The 18,860-nt window shown below is 71.4% G+C and carries 18 protein-coding genes; 11 read left to right on the top strand and 7 right to left on the bottom strand.

Going from position 1 to position 18,860, the window contains the following annotated elements; all coding sequences use genetic code 11:
• Window positions 1–17: 17 nt before the first annotated feature.
• The 3 genes from LQK93_RS08000 to LQK93_RS08010 are packed head-to-tail and all read right to left on the bottom strand — an operon-like array spanning window position 18 to window position 3,501.
• Complete coding sequence (locus LQK93_RS08000) at window positions 18–1,589, bottom strand: DUF4389 domain-containing protein (RefSeq protein WP_374971010.1); 1,572 nt, start codon at window positions 1,587–1,589, stop codon at window positions 18–20.
• Window positions 1,590–1,594: 5 nt separating this feature from the next.
• The gene (locus LQK93_RS08005; protein WP_374971011.1) at window positions 1,595–2,068 is read right to left on the bottom strand and encodes a hypothetical protein; all 474 of its coding nucleotides are present in this window, start codon (window positions 2,066–2,068) and stop codon (window positions 1,595–1,597) included.
• Entirely contained in the window at window positions 2,065–3,501 is a 1,437-nt protein-coding gene (locus LQK93_RS08010) for a cyclic 2,3-diphosphoglycerate synthase (RefSeq protein ID WP_374971012.1), read from the bottom strand. The genes LQK93_RS08005 and LQK93_RS08010 overlap by 4 nt, the downstream gene beginning before the upstream one ends.
• A 189-nt stretch (window positions 3,502–3,690) precedes the next feature.
• Between LQK93_RS08010 and rocD the strand changes: the two genes are divergently transcribed.
• A complete protein-coding gene (rocD, locus tag LQK93_RS08015; RefSeq protein WP_374971013.1) occupies window positions 3,691–4,938 on the top strand; it encodes an ornithine--oxo-acid transaminase in 1,248 nt (415 codons plus the stop codon).
• Window positions 4,939–4,986: 48 nt separating this feature from the next.
• Window positions 4,987–5,220 (top strand): PLDc N-terminal domain-containing protein, encoded by a 234-nt coding sequence (locus LQK93_RS08020; protein ID WP_374971014.1) that lies wholly within the window; start codon window positions 4,987–4,989, stop codon window positions 5,218–5,220.
• On the opposite strand, the gene LQK93_RS08025 is transcribed toward LQK93_RS08020, so the two are convergent.
• Window positions 5,217–5,912 carry an SRPBCC family protein gene (locus LQK93_RS08025; protein WP_374971015.1) on the bottom strand — a complete coding sequence of 232 codons (696 nt, stop codon included), beginning with the start codon at window positions 5,910–5,912 and terminating at the stop codon, window positions 5,217–5,219. The genes LQK93_RS08020 and LQK93_RS08025 overlap by 4 nt on opposite strands.
• Window positions 5,913–6,228: 316 nt before the next feature.
• Window positions 6,229–6,753: a 2'-5' RNA ligase family protein gene (locus LQK93_RS08030; RefSeq protein ID WP_374971016.1), complete on the bottom strand. Its 525-nt coding sequence runs from the start codon at window positions 6,751–6,753 to the stop codon at window positions 6,229–6,231.
• A 52-nt stretch (window positions 6,754–6,805) separates the two neighbouring features.
• Here LQK93_RS08030 and LQK93_RS08035 point away from each other — a divergent pair, with 52 nt between their 5' ends.
• The 6 genes from LQK93_RS08035 to LQK93_RS08060 all read left to right on the top strand — a co-directional run bounded on the left by LQK93_RS08035 (window position 6,806) and on the right by LQK93_RS08060 (window position 14,884).
• Entirely contained in the window at window positions 6,806–7,228 is a 423-nt protein-coding gene (locus tag LQK93_RS08035) for a PPOX class F420-dependent oxidoreductase (RefSeq protein ID WP_374971017.1), read from the top strand.
• A 74-nt stretch (window positions 7,229–7,302) separates the two neighbouring features.
• Window positions 7,303–8,262: an oxygenase MpaB family protein gene (locus LQK93_RS08040; RefSeq protein ID WP_374971018.1), complete on the top strand. Its 960-nt coding sequence runs from the start codon at window positions 7,303–7,305 to the stop codon at window positions 8,260–8,262.
• Between the two features lie 135 nt (window positions 8,263–8,397).
• Window positions 8,398–8,916: a glycine cleavage system protein R gene (locus LQK93_RS08045; protein ID WP_374971019.1), complete on the top strand. Its 519-nt coding sequence runs from the start codon at window positions 8,398–8,400 to the stop codon at window positions 8,914–8,916.
• A gap of 175 nt (window positions 8,917–9,091) precedes the next feature.
• Window positions 9,092–10,225 carry a TolB family protein gene (locus LQK93_RS08050; protein WP_374971020.1) on the top strand — a complete coding sequence of 378 codons (1,134 nt, stop codon included), beginning with the start codon at window positions 9,092–9,094 and terminating at the stop codon, window positions 10,223–10,225.
• A 1,547-nt stretch (window positions 10,226–11,772) separates the two neighbouring features.
• Window positions 11,773–12,891: a hypothetical protein gene (locus tag LQK93_RS08055; protein ID WP_374971021.1), complete on the top strand. Its 1,119-nt coding sequence runs from the start codon at window positions 11,773–11,775 to the stop codon at window positions 12,889–12,891.
• Between the two features lie 94 nt (window positions 12,892–12,985).
• Complete coding sequence (locus LQK93_RS08060; RefSeq protein WP_374971022.1) at window positions 12,986–14,884, top strand: glycoside hydrolase family 15 protein; 1,899 nt, start codon at window positions 12,986–12,988, stop codon at window positions 14,882–14,884.
• Window positions 14,885–14,931: 47 nt separating this feature from the next.
• Here LQK93_RS08060 and LQK93_RS08065 read toward each other — a convergent pair whose 3' ends face one another.
• Window positions 14,932–15,969, bottom strand: coding sequence for a S1C family serine protease (locus tag LQK93_RS08065; RefSeq protein WP_374971023.1), 1,038 nt, complete (start codon window positions 15,967–15,969; stop codon window positions 14,932–14,934).
• A gap of 561 nt (window positions 15,970–16,530) precedes the next feature.
• Between LQK93_RS08065 and LQK93_RS08070 the strand changes: the two genes are divergently transcribed.
• Window positions 16,531–17,589, top strand: coding sequence for an NYN domain-containing protein (locus LQK93_RS08070; RefSeq protein WP_374971024.1), 1,059 nt, complete (start codon window positions 16,531–16,533; stop codon window positions 17,587–17,589).
• 69 nt (window positions 17,590–17,658) lie between these two features.
• Entirely contained in the window at window positions 17,659–17,778 is a 120-nt protein-coding gene (locus tag LQK93_RS08075) for a hypothetical protein (protein WP_374971472.1), read from the top strand.
• A gap of 126 nt (window positions 17,779–17,904) precedes the next feature.
• Here the strand turns inward: LQK93_RS08075 and LQK93_RS08080 are convergent, their stop codons facing one another.
• Entirely contained in the window at window positions 17,905–18,099 is a 195-nt protein-coding gene (locus tag LQK93_RS08080; RefSeq protein WP_374971025.1) for a DUF4177 domain-containing protein, read from the bottom strand.
• A gap of 174 nt (window positions 18,100–18,273) precedes the next feature.
• Between LQK93_RS08080 and LQK93_RS08085 the strand changes: the two genes are divergently transcribed.
• A complete protein-coding gene (locus LQK93_RS08085) occupies window positions 18,274–18,696 on the top strand; it encodes a hypothetical protein (protein ID WP_374971026.1) in 423 nt (140 codons plus the stop codon).
• Window positions 18,697–18,860 lie beyond the last annotated feature (164 nt).

Raw genomic sequence — 18,860 nt, forward strand, 5'->3', positions numbered from 1 at the left:
ACTGACCTACGAAGCCCTCAGCCGTTGACCTGGCGCGGCGGTTCCATGCGGCCGGCCGGCACGGGCGGCGGGAGCGGGACCTCCTGGCCGCCCTCGTCGAGCTGGAAGGGCGGGTAGACGTCGGTCATCAGGGCGGCGTACGCGATGACGCGGTAGACCCAGCGGTTGAGTCCGATGACGAGGTCGAACAGCGCCCGCGGGTAGCGCCCGGTGAAGAGCAGCGAGAAGCCGGCGATGGCGACGAGCAGGCCGAGGACCCCCCAGGTGTCGTAGTGGATCGCGCGCCCGGTCGCCTCGTCCCAGACCCATCCGCCGCCGCCGAGCAGCAGCCCCAGGATGAGGTAGTGCGGGATGGCGAGCAGCCACCACTTCACGAGCACGAGCCCGCGTGAGAGCTTCGGGGGGTAGGCGATGTCGAGGTAGGCCGGGTAGTCGGGCTCGGGGTCCAGGCTGAACGGCGGGTAGCGGTCGGTGCCGAGGCCGCCGTTGGCGGCGTAGTAGCTGACGCGCCAGGTCCACTGCAGCACCCCGAGGTTGAAGTCGAAGAGCTTGCGCGGATAGCGGCCGGTGAAGAGGATCGCGAAGAACGCGACGACGCTGACCAGCACGAAGGCCACCCACAGCACGCCGATCACGACGAGGTGCGGGATGGCGAGGAACCACTTGACCAGCCACAGCCAGCGCGAGAGCGGCTCGTCGAGGTAGGCCTCGAGGGCCACGGGGCTCATCGCCCGCGGGTGCGGCTGGTCCCGAGGCGTGGTGGGAGGCGTGGGCGGCGGCGCCTGCTGCGGGCCGCTGTCACCGGTCGTGTCGGCCTCGACGTAGCCGGGGCGCACTCCGGGCGGCTGCGTGTAGCTCGCCGGCCGGCTGCCGCGCGCTCCGCGGATGATCAGGCCGATGGCGAGCGCGGTGATGACGAGTCCGGCGGCCAGCATGAGAAGGGCGAGCGGCAGGAGGAAGCCGGCGCGCACGCCCGTCGTGGCGGACACCGCGACGCCACTGCTGCCGTCGGCGTTCATCAGCACCGCGGTCCACTGCCCCGGGGTCACCTTCCAGGTCAGCTGCTGCGAGCCGGGACCGGTGGCGGAGGCGACCCAGAACTTCTGGCTCGTCGGGGCGGGCGCCCGGTCGGCGCCGGGGACCGTCTGCATCACCGGTGCGCGCGGGGTGCTCCCGCGGGGGTCGGTGATGTCGACGACCTGGTCGTGGGCGATCCCCCTGAGGTAGGCGTTGACCTGGGCCGTCGGGGCGATGCCGAGGAAGAGCGGCTTGCCACCCGTCTCGAGCGGTTGCGCGGTCACGCGGGCCTCGACGTCGAGGCGGTCGAGCACCGAGGAGGGCGCGTTCGGCCCGGTCTCGACGACGGCGTTGCCGACCGTGACGGCGGGCGTCGAGCTGGAGACGACGGGCAATGTCATGGACAGGAACCCGGCGGAGTCGCGCGCGACGGCATACGCGATGCCGAGGCCCGCTCCGCCGAGCAGCAGCCCGAGGCCGGGGAGGATGAGCAGGCACCCGATGATGAGGGCGGCGAGGTGCCGGCCGGCGGGGTGGCGCCGCTCGGCCGGGGCGTAGGTGGTGGTGGTCACTCAGATCACATCCTTGGGAAGCGGCCGCGGACGAACCGGCTGAGGGCCTCGAGGATCCCGACGCCACCGCCGACGAAGCCGAGCACGAGCACGACGCGTGCCACGACCTCCCAGCCGGTGCCGACGACGTCGAGCGGGAAGACCTGCCAGATCCGGGCCAGGGCGACGAGTCCGAAGCCGATGGAGACGATGTCGCCGAGGGCCCGCACGCGTGGCCGGTCCAGGACGACGTTGACGGCGTCGGCGACGATCCGAGCGATGATCGAGGCGTTGACGGCGCCGAGGACGAGCACGGTGGCGGCGGTCAGGAACGGCACGACCTGCCAGCCCGGCCAGACGTTGATGAGCCAGAGCAGGATGAGGTTGACGACGATGGAGCCGACGTAGCCGGCCCGCCGGCCACGGGAGCGTGCGGGGGGCGGCTGCGGCTGGGCCGGAGCGGTGGGGGGTCCGGTCGAGTGTCCGGTCGGGGAGGTCATGGCGTGATCCCTTCTCGCAGTGCGCCGCTGGCGGCGCCGAGCTTCTCGAGTGGCAGGGCCGCCCGCACCGCGGCGGCGAGACCGCCGGGGACGATCTCGCTCAGCTCGTAGCGCGCCCGCACGAGCGGCGCCGGGACGGACAGCACGCGCGTCAGGTCGATCGGCGTGCCGCTGACGACGGCGTCGCAGGCACCGGCCTCGACGGCCGCGCGGATCGTGGCCTCGAGGTCGCGCACCTGCGAGGCGCCGTAGCCCATGGCGGGCAGGACGCCCCGCGCGTTCGGGTACTTCGCGTAGGTGGCGGCGAGCGACCCCACGGCATACGGCGTCGGGTCGACGATCTGGGCCGCACCGGCCATCCGGGCGCCGACGACCCCGGCACCGTAGGTCATCGACCCGTGGGTGAGGGTGGGGCCGTCCTCGACGACGATGACCCGGCTGCCGGAGACGAGCGTCCAGTCGTCCACGGACACGGGGCTGTTGGCGCGCAGCACCGTGGCGGCCGGGTTGAGGGCGCGCACCGACGCCTCGACGGCGTCGATGTCGGCGCTGCGCGCCGAGTCGCACTTGGCGATGAGCACGACGTCGGCCATCCGGACGTTCGCCTCGCCGGGGTGGTATGCCGTCTCGTCGCCCGGGCGCAGCGGGTCGGCGAGCACGACGTGCAGGTCGGGGACGAAGAACGGCAGGTCGTTGTTGCCGCCGTCCCAGAGGATGACGTCGGCCTCCTGCTCGGCCGCGCGCAGGATCCGCTCGTAGTCCACGCCGGCGTAGACGACGACCCCGTTGTCGAGGTGCGGCTCGTACTCCTCGCGCTCCTCGATGGTGCAGTCGTGGCGGTCGAGGTCGGCATATGTCGCGAACCGCTGGCAGGCCTGCGCGGCGAGGTTGCCGTAGGGCATCGGGTGGCGCACCGCGACGACCCGCAGTCCCAGGCCGGTGAGCATCCGTGCGAGGTAGCGGGTGGTCTGGCTCTTGCCGACGCCGGTGCGCACGGCGGTCACGGCGACGACCGGCTTGGTGCTGCGAAGCATGGTGTGCCGGGCGCCGTGGAGGCGGAAGTCGGCGCCGGCGGCGATGCACCGCGACGCGAGGTGCATGACGTCCTCGTAGCGCACGTCGGAGTAGGCGAAGACGACGAGGTCGACCTGCTCGCGCTCGACGAGCCTGGTCAGCTCGGACTCGGCGACGATCGGGATGCCCTGCGGATAAAGCGGACCCGCCAGCTCGGGCGGGTAGTGGCGGCCCTCGATGTCCGGGATCTGCGTCGCCGTGAAGGCCACCACCTCGACGCTCGGGTCGTCGCGGAAGACGACGTTGAAGTCGTGGAAGTCGCGGCCGGCCGCGCCGAGGAGAACGGCGCGGGTGCGGGCGGCTCTGGTGGGGCCGGTGCCGGCTCGGGGGCCGGTGTGAGTGCTCGCGTCGGCGGTCATGGCCTTCTCCTGGCCGGGTCACCGACGTGACCGACACACCCCTTCGCAGGTGGTCCTGGCTGCGGGACCCGCCACTTCGAGTCTTCCACCGGCGCCGACGGGGCGTCCTCATTCGGAGAGAGGGAGAGAGGGATCACCCCGCAATCACAATCGGCTGCTCAGCGGGGCCCTCGGTGCCACGATCGGAGGGTGAGCGACACAGCTGCACGAGCGGGCGATCGCGGCCGGTTTGGCGTGGGCACGGCGACCTCGGAGCACGTCTCCCTCGCCGAGGAGTGGGTGGCGGCCAACTACAGCCCGCTGGAGGTCGTCATCTCGCACGCCGAGGGCGCCTGGGTCACCGACGTCGAGGGACGCCGGTATCTCGACGCGCTCGCCGGCTACTCCGCCCTGAACTTCGGGCACCTGCACCCGGCGCTCGTCGCGGCGACGCGGGCCCAGCTCGACCGGCTGACGTTGACGAGCCGCGCCTTCCACAGCGACCGGCTCGGGCCGTTCTGCCGGGACCTCGCGACGCTGGCCGGCAAGGAGCTCGTGCTGCCGATGAACACCGGCGCCGAGGCGGTCGAGACGGCGATCAAGCTGTCGCGGCGCTGGGGCTACGAGGTCAGGGGCGTGCCGGACGGCCGGGCCCGGATCGTCGTCATGGCCGGCAACTTCCACGGCCGCACGACGACGATCATCAGCTTCTCCGACGACCCGGTCGCGCACGACCACTACGGGCCCTACACGCCCGGCTTCGACATGGTGCCGTTCGGCGACATCACGGCCCTCGAGGCGGCGATCACCGACGAGACGGTCGCGGTGCTGCTCGAGCCGATCCAGGGCGAGGGCGGCGTCATCGTCCCGCCGGACGGGTGGCTGCGTGAGGTGCGCGAGCTGACCCGACGTCGGGGCGTGCTCATGGTCGCCGACGAGATCCAGTCGGGCCTCGGCCGCACCGGCACCACCTTCGCCTGCGACCTCGAGGGAGTCGTTGCCGACGTCTACGTCCTCGGCAAGGCGCTCGGGGGCGGCATCGTCCCGGTGTCCGCGGTCGTCGCCGACCGCGACGTGCTCGGTGTCTTCACCCCGGGCAGCCACGGCTCGACCTTCGGCGGCAACCCGCTCGCAGCCGCGGTCGGCCAGGCCGTCGTCGGGCTGCTGTCTACCGGCGAGTTCCAGCAGCGGGCCCGGCGGCTCGGCGCCGTCCTCGAGTCGGGGCTGCGCGAGCTGGTCGGGCACGGTGTCGAGGCGGTGCGCTGCCGGGGCCTGTGGGCCGGCGTCGACATCGAGCCGGGGCTCATGACCGGCCGCGAGGCCTCGCACCGGCTCCTCGAGCAGGGCGTGCTCGTCAAGGACACCCATGGCTCGACCATCCGCATCGCTCCCCCGCTCGTCGTCACCGAGGCCGAGATCGGCCTCCTCCTCGATGCCCTGAGAGCCGTCCTGCGCTGACGCCGGCACGGATGAGGCGGCGACGAACCCGCGACTTCAGGAGGGGTCATGGCAGCACACCGGAACAAGAAGAAGTGGTCGGACCTGACGCCGGCTCAGCGGGCGGCGGTCCTTGTCGCCGGCAGCGTGCAGCTCTCCCTCGCGGCGACCGCGTGGGTCGACCTGGCCCGCCGGCCGGCCGCGCAGGTGCAGGGCAGCAAGGCCAAGTGGGCCGCGATCATCGCGATCAACTTCATCGGCCCGATCGCCTACTTCACCCGCGGTCGCAAGACCGCCTCCTAGCGGAGGGCGCCCTGGCGCAGGATCAGGTCGGGGATGGTCACGGCGAAGGCGCGCTCGGACCGGTCCCGGATGCCGTGGAGCATCTGGCGACTCATCGCCGAGCTGGCGGCCGCGACCGGCTCGACGAGCAGGAACGACCACGGGTGCGTGTAGGCGAAGCGCTCCCGCACGACGAGGCGGGTCGCCCGGTGCGGATGCCGGCGCAGCACGAAGGACCACGTGAAGTCGTAGGGCAGCGACCCCGGCGGTGCGCCGCCAGTCCCGGCCATGGCGGGACCGGCGTGCAGCACGAGCGAACGGACGGGGTCGACCGAGGCGACGGACAGCGCGACCTTCGGGTGCAGGTGCACGAGGTCGCCGACATCGAGGTGCTGCCACTCCTCGACGACAGTGTCGGCGCTCCGCACCCCGCACCCGGCGAGGTTCTCGAGCCGGTCGTAGCTGTAGAAGCCGCCTCGGTCGGCCCCGAGCTGGACCACCCAGGGCCAGACCTGCTCGGGTGGGGCGTGAATGGTGATGGCGCGGGTGGCGACGAGTCCGGGGTCGCTGATCAGGTCGTCCCCGGGCAGCTGCTCACGGCACTCCTCGGTCGTGGCGCCCCAGTGCAGCGCCGACCACCGCAGCGTCACCACCGTCATCAGTGCCACGGGGATCGCCGCGGCGCCGGCGACCGGTGCGACCACGCGCCTCATGGAGCCACGGTAGTCCCGGCACCCATGAGCCACAGGCGAATCCGCCGTGCCTCGGCTGTTTCGCCCGGAAAATGATGGAGCCCGGCTCGCGGGGCGAGTCCGGGCTACCAGTGACGGTTCACGTACCACAACGGGCCAACCGTCGAAGCTTTTGTCCTGCTCTGACGAACCCGAGTGTCCTCGGGTCCGGCACCTCCGAAAGGTTGCCACGCCGATGTCGCGCGCGAGGCAAAACGGAGAAATTGGCTGAAAAGTTGACTACGGCTCCGACCGGGTCCGTTCCGTCCCACCGTGCGCGGGCCTTCGGGGCGCGTGGTCACGGCACGCCGGGCAGCTCCCAGGTCGTGCCGTACGTCGTGTCGATGAGCGCCGCCCGGTCGAAGCGCAGCGTCAGCGGCAGCCGGTCGGAGACGGCGTCGACCACCGGCTGCAGCCGCGCGCCCGGGACGCCGGTCGTCGCCGAGACGTGCGGCGTCCAGTGGCCCGGCTCGTAGTGCCGGTGGATCACCGCGCCGGTGGCGCGCAGCGCCTCGACGGCACGCGCCTGTCGGGTCGTGAGGTCGACGGTGGCCGAGCCCGCGAGCGCCGCCCGTCCCCGCGGGAAGATCACCGTGCCCTGCACCGAGACCTCGACCGGCCCGCCGTCGCCGAGCCCGGTCACCGCGTCGCGGACCGCGCACTCGTCCCAGGTGAGCAGGACGGCATACGACAGGTGGGCGAGGTGCTGTCCGTGGGTGTGGCTGAGCAGCGTCGGTATGCCGTCGGCCTCGAGCCGCTGCCAGAGCGAGCGCACGAGGCGGTCCGACCTCCGGTCGAGCAGCAGGCAGAGGGCGAGCGCCATGGCCCATTCTGGACACGCCGGAGCGCCCCGTGCGCCACCTACGCTGACGCCCATGACCCCTCCGCCCACTTCTGCCGACACCCCGAGCGACCTCGACGTCGTCGCCGCCCACCGCTACGTGTCGCTGACGACGTTCCGCCGCTCGGGCGCGCCGGTGGCGACGCCGGTCTGGGTGGCGCGCGACGGGGGCGAGCTCGTCGTCGTGACCCTCGACCCGAGCGGCAAGCTGAAGCGGCTGGCACGCGACCCCCGGGTCGAGCTGCGTCCCTGCGACGTGCGCGGGCGGGTGCCCCAGGGGGCGCCGACGTATGCCGGCACGGCCGTCGTCGACCGCAGCGCGGCGGGCGTCGCCGCGGTCAAACGCGCCATCGGCCGCACGTACGTCATGGCCCGGCTCGGCGACGCGCTCGCCTCGGTCACCGACCGCGTCCGGCCGAGGAGCCCGCGGGCGGGCATCCGGATCACGCTCGATTGACCTGTCACGACGACTGGTCGAACATTGGACAGAACGTTTCTCACAACGCCTGCCCTCGCCTTACCGTGTGCTCCATGAGCCCGACCGCAGCAGCCCGGCTGGTCCAGCGCCAGCTCGGTCTGATGCTGCGCAGCAAGGTGGCCGGCGACGACGCGCCGGCCCGCGCGCAGCGCATCTGGGGCGCCGAGGGCAAGCGGTGGTTCACGCCGGAGGACCCGGTGTGGCGGGTGCACGCCGACGCGTCGATGTTCCCGGCGGGCATCACCTCGCTGCTGCTGCAGATGCTGCACCCGATGGCGATGGCCGGGGTCGCCGGCCACAGCGGCTACAAGAGCGACCCGTGGGGGCGGCTGCAGCGGACCAGCCACTACCTCGCGACGACGACCTTCGGCACGGTTGAGCACGCCGAGGAGGCCATCGCGACGGTCCGCTCGATCCACCGGCGGGTGCGCGGCAAGGACCACCTGGGCCGGCCCTACCGCGCCGATGACCCGCACCTGCTGGCATGGGTGCACGCGGCGGAGATCGACTCGTTCCTGCGCGGCTACCAGACGTTCGGCGCCACGCCGCTGACCGATGACGAGGCCGACGTCTATGTCCGCCAGGCCGGCATCCCCGCGGCCCGGCTCGGGGTTGTCGACCCGCCGCAGTCGGTGGTCGAGCTCGCCGCCCTGCTCGACTCCTACCGGCCCGAGCTCGAGGCCACCCCGGCCGCCCGTGAGGCGGCGCGCTTCCTGCTGCTCGACCCGCCGCTGCCGTTCTACGCCCGCCCCGGCTACGCCACGCTCGCCTCGGGTGGGGTGTCCCTGCTGCCGTGGTGGGCGCGCGAGATGCTCGGCCTCCCGGTGCCCGACGTCGTGTCGGCCCTCGTGGCGCGCCCGCTCGGCCACCTCGGCACGGCGGCGGTGCGCTGGGGCATGGCCGGCCTGGCCGAGCGCCGCCCCTCCGACCTTCCGGACGGGCCCGACTCCCCCGCATCCCCTGAGCACCCCGACGAGCGAGGTCAGCGAGTCGGGGACCTGGCCGCCAGCTGACGGCGGCCACCCTTTCGGCCGGGCCGGGTGGACTCAAGAAGCGGGCACACCCGGCCCGGCCCCCTCTCGGCCTGCCGCGAGCGTTCCGGGGCGTTCGCCCGGGACGCGACGGGTCTGGGTCAGTAGGCTGCGAGCGTGCCTCGACTCGTGCTCACCGTCATCGGCGACGACCGCGCCGGCCTCGTCACTGCCCTCGCGGACGTCGTCACCGCGCACGACGGCAACTGGGAGGACAGCCAGCTGGCCGAGCTGGCGGGCAAATTCGCGGGCATCGTCGTCGTAGGGGTCCCGGCCGAGCGCGCCGAGGAGCTGACCGCGGCGTTGAAGCAGCTCGAGGGTCTGCTCGAGGTGACGACCCACCCGGGGGCCGAGGCGACGGTCGTCGCGGACGACAGCGGCGCGCAGCGGCTGACCGTGGACCTGCTCGGCAACGACAACCCCGGGATCGTCCGCGAGGTGTCGTCGGTGCTGAACCGGCACGAGCTGTCGATCGAGACGATGACGACGGGGACGCGCGAGGCGCCGATGGCCGGCGGCCTGCTCTTCGAGGCGCACGTCGTCGTGCGGGTGCCCATGGGGTCGGACACCGCAGCGCTGCGCGCCGACCTCGAGCGGCTCGCCCACGAGCTGCTCGTCGACATCGCCGTCGCCTGAGCCCGGCGGGGCTGGACGCTTCGGCGCCGGCTCCCCGGCCCCCTGTGCGTTGGGTCGCCCGGTGACCCAGCCGCGCGAAGCCAGCCGCTGAGCCGGATCCACCCCTGTCCGAGACGTGCGGCAGCTGCCGGAGGCACACTGGCCGACGGGCAACCATCACGACCCGGGAGGTGTCGTGACCGCAGCAACCGCCCACGCACGGGCGCTCGTCGCCGCCGTCGCGCTGGCCACGGCGCTCGTCGTCGTCGGCTGCACCGCCTGCCACGCACCCTCGGCCGCCCCGGAGACCGAGGCAGTCGCACCCGCCGAGGCCACCCCGACGCAACGGCCTCCGCCGACCTCCCCTGCACCGGCCGCGGGTGCGAGCCGGCCGACCCGCACGGCCGGCCCGCTCGTCGCTCGGACGGCAGACGTCCTCGCCGTCGTCGGTCGGCACCTGCGAGTCGTCCACGCCGACGGGTCCGGCGGCAGGATCGCGGTGCCCTCGGTCGACGCGCCGGAGAGCTCGGTCCTCACCCTGGCCGGCGACTGGTCGCCGGACGGCCGGCAGCTGACGTTCACGCGCCTGCACCACGGGCCGGAGCCGCTGCGGTCGTCGCTGTGGGTGGCGGATGGCGACGGGGACGCTACCCGCGAGGTGGTCCGCTGCGTCAACCCGTGCCAGCGGGCCGGCCTGGGGTCCTGGTCGCCCGACGGCGACCGCATCGCGTATGCCGTGAGCGAGCTCGGCGGGAGGGCCCGGCACGCGCGCAGCGCCATCGAGGTGGCGACGCTGTCGTCGGGGCGGCGGCACGTCGTCGCCGAGACCGCGGACCGGCTCGTCGAGCTGACCTGGCCGCGCTGGTCGCCGGACGGCCGCAGGCTCGTGGTCCAGGTCATCAGATGGCCGCGGGTGCCTGCCTCGTCGCCACGTCGGGCCTCTCCCTCGGTGAGGATCGCCGTCCTCGACCTGGCTCGTCCGCGGGCCCAGACGCCGCGGGTCCTGGCTCCGGGTCTGCCCGGCAGCCACCCGGACTGGAGCTGGCGGACCGGCGTCATCGTCTTCTCGACCAACGACCCGCACGCTGTCGACGGCAGGGCCGACCGCAACCTGTGGACCGTGCGGCCGGACGGGACCGGGCTGCGCCGGCTGACGCACTTCCGACCGCCGGCGGCGGCCGTGCACCCGTCGTGGACCCCGGACGGGGTGGTCCTCTTCGAGCACTGCGTCGCGCTGCCGGCCTGCTTCCTGGCGTATGCCTCTGCCGACGGCGCGGTGGTGCAGACGCCGGAGCGCCTGGCCGGTCGCTGGCCGCGAGCGCGACCGTAGACGCGGTGGACCAAGATGTCAGGTGGCGAAGGGGCCCGCGTCGCGATGCGAGCTCGGGGCCGGGGCATCGGTTGGAGGGTTCGTCAGTCCTAGTCGGCACCTGCATCGAGGCGATGACCACCGAGACGCGCGAGGCGTCGATGGCCTGCGTGTTGCTGTTGGGGGGCGCACGCATTGGTGCGGCTGTCGGTCGGCACGGGCGCCCCTCCGCGCCGAGTTCGAGCGCCTTGCGCACGAGCTGCTGGTGGACATCGCCGCCGCCTGTCGCGCTGCCCCTCGGTGAGCGGAGAGCTCGTCACCCGATCGCACGAACCAACGCCGAGGCGACACTGCCGGCCTCAGGAGCTCATGCGACGCCGGGCTTACGTGTGGCGTACTGCGCGCCTAGGTGCGTGGCTCGCGGCGACGTACCAGTTGAGATAATTTTTGCTAGCGGATCCTGTCGACTAGGCGACGAGTACAGCGTCTCCACATCGCAACGTTGACTATAGGAACGCTTCCAGTGCAATAATGAGGGCGGAGCCAGTGCTACCAACACTGGCCCCGCCCGGTGAGTTACTTCAAACCTCGCCAGCGCAATAGTGCATCGAGAGCGGCCACGATAAGTGGGGTAGACGTCCAGATCCATCCCCTCACATCGGGCCGCTTTCGCCTGTTGCGTGACGACTGCGGCCGACTTGCGTCGTACATAAACTCACCTCCTCTCTAGCCCTGAGGCCTCTTGAAGGTGCGCTCACCTCGAGATCGGTGGGCACGACGTTTCCATCGCGCTCACCTCACCTTGGCTCGCTGAATGGAGTCTACGGGCGCAAAGGGACAGATCGCCAGCATGTCACTCCACAGGACGTGGAAGCGGCCATGCTTGACAGCCGTAGACCGCCTCTGACCTGCGGAAACATCCCAGGACACTCAGCCTATTCATCGTTTCCCTCAGGGTAATTACCTGTAGTTATCCACAGCTTCACCACGCCCCAAGGCGATCCGCTGAGTGGCTTCCCCGCCGGGATGGTGGTCCATGCAACTCGGGGTGTCAGTCGGTCCAGCACCGGTGACTGCCCCCTCTGCGCTAAGCACCCTGCGGACGGGCGTGCAGCGGGGCAATAAGTGTCTGAAGTTCGGTCTCGACCGCTGGCCGCCCGGGCCTGCCCCTGGCGTCTGCGTCGGCCGACGGTTCGGTGGTGCAGACGCCGGAGCTCCTGGCCGGGCGCTGGCCGCGAGTGCGGCCACAGGCCGCGTGGGCCCGCCGTAGATCAGCCGGAGACCGTGCCGTGGAGTGTTCCGGGGTGGCGAAGGGGCCCGCCTCGCGATGCGAGCCCGGGCCCCGGGTGACGGTTCCGTACCGCAACGGGCCAACCGCCTAAGTTCCCTCCCCGTCGATGGTCGACTACCCCCAGTGCACGCCCTGACACAGGCAGCTCGTGCCGAATCGCAGATATTTGCGCATCTCTTGCAGACCGGGGGGCGGCGCGGTCCCGCGGAAACCGGTTTCGTGCCGTGCGGCCGGGAGCACACTCGGAGGCGGGAGATGTCACGAGCCGGGAGGTGTCGTGGGAGCAGCGGTCGCCGTCCGGTCCGGGGCCCTCGTCGTCGTGGCGCTCGTCGCGTCCTCCCTGGCCGCGTGCACCAGCGCGCCCGGAGCAGCCACCACCACGCCGCCGGCGACCGCGAGCGTCGCGCGTCCGAGCACGTCGTCACCGTCCACTCTCCCGCCCAGCGGCCCGGCGACCGGGGGTGCGCCGCTCGTCAAGCAGACGGCATACGTGCTCGGCAACGTGCAGGGGCACCTGCGCATGGTGCACCCGGACGGCACAGGCGGCCGGATCCTCGTGCCCTCGGTGGACGTGCTCGGCGAGAGCAACGGGGTCATCGTCGGCGACTGGTCGCCGGACGGGCAGAGGGTGGCGTTCACGCGGGTGCACCGGGAGGTGCAGCCGTTCACGGCGTCGCAGTGGGTCGCGATGAGTGACGGGAGCGGCGCCCGTGAGGTAGTCCCGTGCGCGCCGCCGTGCCTGCGCGCCGGGCTCGGTGCGTTCTCGCCTCGGGGTGACCAGCTCGCCTACGCCGTCACGGAGCTGGATGCGGCGGGCACGAGGGTCGCGCGCAACGCGGTCGAGGTCGTCACCCTCGCCACGGGGCGGCGGCGCGTCGTCGCCGAGACGCGGGAGCCGCTCGTGGAGTTCGCCTTCCCGCGGTGGTCGCCGGACGGTCGCCGGCTCGTCGTCCAGGTCACCCGCTGGCCGGCCGGACCTGCGACGGCGACGGCCCCGGTGTCGGGGTCCCCGAGCATCGCGGTGCTCGACCTGGCGCGGCCGCGGACGCAGGTCCCCCGCGTCCTGGCGCCCCGCCTGCCGGGCACGTATCCGGACTGGAGCTGGAAGACCGACACCATCGTGTTCTCCACCAACGACCCGGACGTGGTGGCCGGGGACGCCGAGCACGACCTCTGGACGGTGCGGCCCGACGGGACCCGGCTGCGGCAGGTGACCCACCTGCAGCAGCCGGCGCTGGCCATGCACCCGAGCTGGACGCCGGACGGGACGATCCTCTTCGAGCACTGCGCGGCCATGCCGGCCTGCTACCTGGCGTACGCGTCCGCGGACGGCTCGGTGGTGCAGACGCCGCAGGACCTCCAGGCGGTGTGGCCGCGGGCGAAGCCGGGGAGCTGAGCCGGCCGAGCGTCACCGTCCGCGCGGGGCGCCGGTGGTCGTGACGGCATACGTTTCCCTTGTCCGCGCACGCGCGCGGGCGCACGCTGTGCTCATGGAGGGATCAGCGGCGACGCCGACCACGCATTCGCCGATGCGGCACGTCAAGACGGTGCCGATCGCGGACTACGGATTCCTGGCCGACGGCGAGGTGACGGCGCTCGTCGCTCCGGGCGGCGACATCGACTGGATGTGCGTGCCGCGGATGGACTCGCCGAGCGTCTTCGGGTCGCTGCTCGGGCGGCACGCGGGGCGGTTCGCGCTGGGGCCCACGGACATCGAGGTGCCGACGGCGCGGCGCTACCTGCCGGGCACGAATGTGCTCGAGACGAGCTGGGGCACGCCGACGGGGTGGATCGTCGTGCGCGACGTGCTGCTCATCGGGCCGTGGCACCACGACGAGGGGGTCTCGCAGAAGCACCGGCGCACGCCGATGGACTACGACGCGGAGCACACGCTGCTGCGGACGGTGCGGTGCGTGTCAGGCGAGGTGCAGACGGTGATGGCGTGCGAGCCGTGCCTGGACTACGGCCGGCGGACCCTGCAGTGGGAGTACACCGACCGGGGCTACCTCGGTGGGGTCGCGCAGGCCGAGGGGTTCGACCTGAGACTGACGCTGACGACGGACTTCCGGCTCGGCTTCGAGGGGGCGCAGGCGACGGCGCGGACGCTGCTCAGGGAGGGGGACGAGCGGTTCGTGGCCCTGTCATGGGGTGCGGTGCCGCCGCCGACGACGAGCCAGGAGGCGCGCGAGCGGCTCCAGTGGACGGCGCACCACTGGCAGCACTGGCTCGCGCGCGGCCGCTTCCCGGACCATCCCTGGCGCAGCTACCTGCAGCGAAGCGCCCTGACCCTCAAGGGTCTGACCTACGCGCCGACCGGGGCGATCGCCGCGGCGGCGACGACGTCGCTGCCGGAGACGCTCGGCGGGGCGCGCAACTACGACTACCGCTACACGTGGATCCGTGACGCGACGTTCGCGCTGTGGGCGATGTACTCGCTCGGGTTCGACTGGGAGGCCGTGGACTTCTTCTCGTTCATCGCCGACATGGCCGAACGGGACGAGGACCTGCAGATCATGTACGGCATCGGCGGGGAGCATGACCTCCCGGAGTCGACGCTTGACCACCTGCAGGGGTATGCCGGGTCGCACCCCGTGCGCGTCGGCAACGCCGCGCACTCCCAGGTGCAGCACGACGTGTGGGGCGCGCTGCTCGACTCGGTCTACCTGCACTCGAAGGTCGCCGACCACCTGGACGGTCGGATCTGGCCGATCCTCGGCAAGCAGGTGGAGGCGGCGCTGAAGCGGTGGCGCGAGCCGGACGCCGGCATCTGGGAGGTCCGCGGGGAGCTCAGGCACTTCACGTCGTCGAAGATCATGTGCTGGGTCGCGGTCGACCGCGGCGCCCGGCTCGCGTCGAAGATCGGCCAGGAGGCGCAGGCCGCCGAGTGGCAGTTGGCGGCCGACGAGATCAAGGAGGACATCCTCGCCCACGGCGTCGACTCGCGCGGCGTGCTCGTGCAGCACTACGACACCGACGCGCTGGACGCGTCCCTGCTGTTGGCGCCCCTGGTGCGCTTCCTGCCGCGGGACGACCCGCGGATCAAGGCGACGGTGCTGGCGATCGCGGACGAGCTGACCGTCGACGGGCTGGTGCTCCGGTATCGGGTCGACGAGACGGACGACGGCTTCACCGGCGAGGAGGGCACCTTCACGATCTGCTCGTTCTGGCTGGTCTCGGCGCTGTGCGAGATCGGGGAGCGCAAGCGGGCGCACGAGCTGTGCGCGAAGCTGCTGTCGTTCGCCGGGCCGCTCGACCTGTACGCGGAGGAGATCGACGTCCACACCGGGCGGCACCTCGGGAACTTCCCGCAGGCGTTCACCCACCTGGCCCTGATCAACGCGGTGATGCACGTGATCGCGACTGAGGAGAGGCCCGACCAGGACGTGTGAGTTCGCGCGCCCAGAAGCGCGTGCGGGGCATGCGCTCCTCCCCCTGCTCAACAGGCGGTGGGCGGCCCCTCGGGCGTCTTCGCGGAGTCGATGAGCCAGCCCCCTCTGGACTGTCTCATTCCGTAGTCGATGGTCCAGTCGCTGCACGTCTGGCCGTGGTAGCCGTGGTCGCTCGACTGCTCTGTCTTGAGGTGCACCCGGACGACTCTGACGTCGCCGGTTCCGGTGACGCGCTCGATCGCGATCGCCGTCCAGTAGGAGGTGGCGAGAGCAGCGGACCACGACTCCACGCTGCCCAGAGTCCTCTGCATGCGGCTGGTCAGGACCTGCCATGCGGCTTCGTAGTTGCCGGAGTTGATGCCGTCGCCGTGCACCGAGAGCGACCTGGCGATGTCCTGCGCCACGGGGTCGTCCGAGTCGATGTTGACCTGAATCGTGCGGTCGGCACCTGCTGCGTCGTAGGTTTCTCCGCACTTGACCAACGGCAGGTCGGGCTTGGACCGCCAGCGCTCGAGATTGGTCGCGAGGTCAGGGGACGGGACGACATAGCCCTGACCCTGGGCCGGCTCGGGGGACCCGTCTCCGCTGACCCACAGGCGGTGCCCCGAGACGAGGCCGACCACCTGCCCCTGCCTGTCGAGGACGGGGCCGCCGGAGTTGCCGGGGTTGATGGCGGAGTCGGTGACCATGGCGTCGATCTCGGGGCCGTTCGGGTCGTACTTGACGTTCTGGTGCAGGCCACTGACCGAGCCGTCCGTGAAGCGGAGCTCGTAGGTCTCCAGCGGGAAGCCGAGCACGGCCACCGACTCCCCGAGGTCGGGCAGGTTCGGTTTCAGCGGCAACGCGCGGTTGGTGATGGCGGCGTCGGTCCTCAACAGGGCCGAGTCCGTCTGCGGGTCAAGGCCGACCACGCGTGCACGCGTCACTCCGCCCGGGAACTGCAGCGTGAGCGCCGAGGCGCCAGCTGCCACGTGGTTGGCGGTCATGACGAGGTGGTCGCCGACGACGAACCCCGAGCCCATCCCCCGGGAGTCACAGGTCGCGACGTCGATGCGCACGATCGCCGGCTTCGCCGACTTGGCCACGTCCGACCAGGACGCGAAGGTGGAGGTAGAGGGAGGTGGCGGAGGGTCCGGCGTCGTCGTCGTGGTGATGGGCGGTCCCGGCGAGGTCACGGTTACGGTGACGGGAGCGGGCGGAGCGGCAGTCGCCCCGCTGTTCGGCGTCGGTGGCGGGTTCGGGGAGCAGCCGGCCAAAGCGGCGCAGACGACGGTTGTCCCGGTTGCAAGCAGAAGCGTCCTGGATCGCATGCCCCACCCCTTCGGTAGCGTTCCGTGCCGCCATCGTTACAGGGGGCGGCCCCGCGCAGGCGCGTTTGCGCAGCGTCCCGAGGATCAGACGGGCATTTCCGCCCGAACCCCGACATAGCGGCAGAGCGGCTCCGCGAGTGTGCCGGGCTGGCGTGAGAACCCGCCCACATGCGGTCCTACTGCGCGCTCTACGTCGATGTGGGGTATCTCTTGGCGGCGGCTGCCACCCGGGTGACCGGCACGTCGCTGCGCAAGGGCGTCGTGGTGTAGTACCCGGACCTCGTCACTCGTCTCATCGCCGACGCGGAGACAGCGAGTGGCCTGCTCCTGCTACGGGTGCACCTTGGACGCACGTCCCCGCAGGGTGAGCAGAAGGGCGTCGACCTGCGCATCGGGCTCGACCTCGCGGCTCATGGTCGGAACCGGTCGGTGGACGTCATCTACCTCCTCTCGGGCGACGACGACCTGAGCGAGGCGGTCGAGGAGCTGCAGAGGCACGGCACGCAGGTGGTGCTCGGACTGTCAGCGTCGTTTCCGAGCACCGAGAACGGTCGTGGCCGCCGTGGCCTAGAGTCCCCCAGGAAGTACACAGATGCGACACCAGGGACACTCATGAAAAACGCTCAATTCGGGCTGAAAATCGCCACCGCGAGCGCTGCGCTCGTAGCCTGCCTCAGCCTGACCGCGTGCGGCGGCTCCGCGCCCATCAGTTCAGCTCAAACCGCATCGGCCACCACGGCCGCTGCAACGCCCACCTCCGCGACCTCGACGACCCCTGACGCGGTGGAGACCACCGCTGAGGACGTTGCCGCTGCGGAGCCGACCACCTCGCCTACGCCAATGCCCGCGAACGGCAAGACCCCCAATCAGGCAGACTCCGACAAGCTCTTCCTCATCGCGGCGAAGGCGCAGATCGGAGACGCACCGGACTCCGATCTCCTCTCCCTGCGTGACTCCATCTGCGAGAAGCTCCGCGACGACCCCACCAGCGCCCGGTACAAGCAACTCGTGGATGCGGCCTCGGGGACCGGCTCGGGCGACATGTCCGCCAACACTGTCGAGAACCTCATCAGGGGTTCTGTTATGTCGGGGTGCTGGGACGCCCGGGCGGCGCTTCCGGCCAAGGACCTTGCGGACCTGAAGGAGATTTCTGCGGGTGGCCCCTCGACGTCGATCACCGAAGGTGTGTGGGAGGTCGGGTCGGATATCAAGCCGGGCCGATACCGCACTGACGACGCCGTGACGGACTGCTACTGGGCCATCACCCGCGGAGGGTCCAACGGCGAAGACATCATCGCGAACGACAACGTCTCCGGCGGCCGGCCCTCTGTCACGCTGAAGCGCGGTCAGGAATTCAAGTCCAGCCGCTGCGGGGACTGGACCCTCATCAAGTAGCACGCGGGCGGTGGCGGGTGCGTATGACCCGTCACCGCCGCTTGGGGCTAAAGGCTGGCTGCCGAGGAGATCGACGTCCACACCGGGCGGCACCTAGGGAACTTCCCGCAGGCGTTCACCCACCTGGCCCTGATCAACGCGGTCATGCACGTGATCGCGACAGAGGGGACGCCAGACCAGGACATGTGAGCAGGCGCGCGGGACGCGTGGGCTGCTCGGTCATGTGTCGAACGCTCGGAAGCTGCTCCGCTATGCGGAGCAGCTTCCGAGTTGAGGTGCCTGCTGGGCTCTGCTGGACCTGAATGGTGGGCGCAATCAGGGCTTCTCGAAGGTGACCAGGATGCCGCTGACGCCGCCGGGCCCGACGCGGCCCTTGACGTCCACGGACGTGATCGCCTTGAGCGCCCACCCCTTCGAGCCGTACTCGTTCAGCACCTTCTCGAGCTTGTCGCCGGACATCTTCCCTCCGATGAGTCCTTCGCGAAGTTCAACCACCTTGTACTGCGGCATGACGTTCCTCCCTGTGTCTGGTTTCTTCGACCTTAGGGCGAAGCGCCACTCGGCTGCCGAGAACCGGAAGGGCGCCAAGCCGGCCAGGCGCGCGAACAGCCCGGCCCGGAGCTGCGACCGAGGCAGGTGGAGACTGGGCTCGGTCAACGGAAGTTTGGAAGGGAAAGGCTGGCGGTGTCTGACAGCGAGACGTATGTGACGCCCAAGGTGGCGCAGCCCTACTGGGCGAAGCACGCCTACGAGGTGCTGGTGGAGACCGCGGGTCGCTACAACGCCGTCATCACCTATTCCGAGCTCGCCGAGGAGGTCCAGCGACGGTCGGCGCTGCACACCAGGTCTGCGATGCGCAACTGGATCGGCGGCCTGTTGGCCGACCTCGTGAAGGTCAACCACCTGCGCGGAGAGCCGCCGCTCACGTCACTCGTCGTGCACAAGCAGGACGGGCAGGTCGGTGACGGCTATGACGAGGTGTGCGCGTCTATGGCCAGGCACCGATCCACGACCAGCTCGAGCGGGAAACCCACGCGGCCGCCGCGCGCCTCGAGTGCTACCGGCGCTGGGGAGCCGACGTCCCTGCTGATGCGCAGCCGACCCTGACGACGAGGACCCGTGAGGTGCGCGAGCGCGCCCCACGCTTGGCGACGCCAGAGGTGCGCCGAGGGGCGGTCTGCCCTACGTGCTTCATGGAGATGCCGCTATCCGGTGTCTGTACGAACTGCTTCTGAGCGATGGACTTCGCCCCGGAGCCCCCGAGCATGCTG

Source organism: Terrabacter sp. BE26 (assembly GCF_041941675.1).
In the GTDB taxonomy this organism is placed as follows: Bacteria; Actinomycetota; Actinomycetes; order Actinomycetales; family Dermatophilaceae; genus Terrabacter.

Bases quoted from the DNA above. Each gene is read 5' to 3' on its own strand.
- LQK93_RS08080 (WP_374971025.1), bottom strand. From the start codon at position 18,099: ATGCCGCAGTACAAGGTGGTTGAACTTCGCGAAGGACTCATCGGAGGG.
- LQK93_RS08030 (WP_374971016.1), bottom strand. From the start codon at position 6,753: ATGGCGCTCGCCCTCTGCCTGCTGCTCGACCGGAGGTCGGACCGCCTC.
- LQK93_RS08060 (WP_374971022.1), top strand. From the start codon at position 12,986: ATGGAGGGATCAGCGGCGACGCCGACCACGCATTCGCCGATGCGGCAC.
- LQK93_RS08020 (WP_374971014.1), top strand. From the start codon at position 4,987: ATGGCAGCACACCGGAACAAGAAGAAGTGGTCGGACCTGACGCCGGCT.
- LQK93_RS08005 (WP_374971011.1), bottom strand. From the start codon at position 2,068: ATGACCTCCCCGACCGGACACTCGACCGGACCCCCCACCGCTCCGGCC.
- LQK93_RS08040 (WP_374971018.1), top strand. From the start codon at position 7,303: ATGAGCCCGACCGCAGCAGCCCGGCTGGTCCAGCGCCAGCTCGGTCTG.
- LQK93_RS08010 (WP_374971012.1), bottom strand. From the start codon at position 3,501: ATGACCGCCGACGCGAGCACTCACACCGGCCCCCGAGCCGGCACCGGC.
- LQK93_RS08025 (WP_374971015.1), bottom strand. From the start codon at position 5,912: ATGAGGCGCGTGGTCGCACCGGTCGCCGGCGCCGCGGCGATCCCCGTG.
- LQK93_RS08035 (WP_374971017.1), top strand. From the start codon at position 6,806: ATGACCCCTCCGCCCACTTCTGCCGACACCCCGAGCGACCTCGACGTC.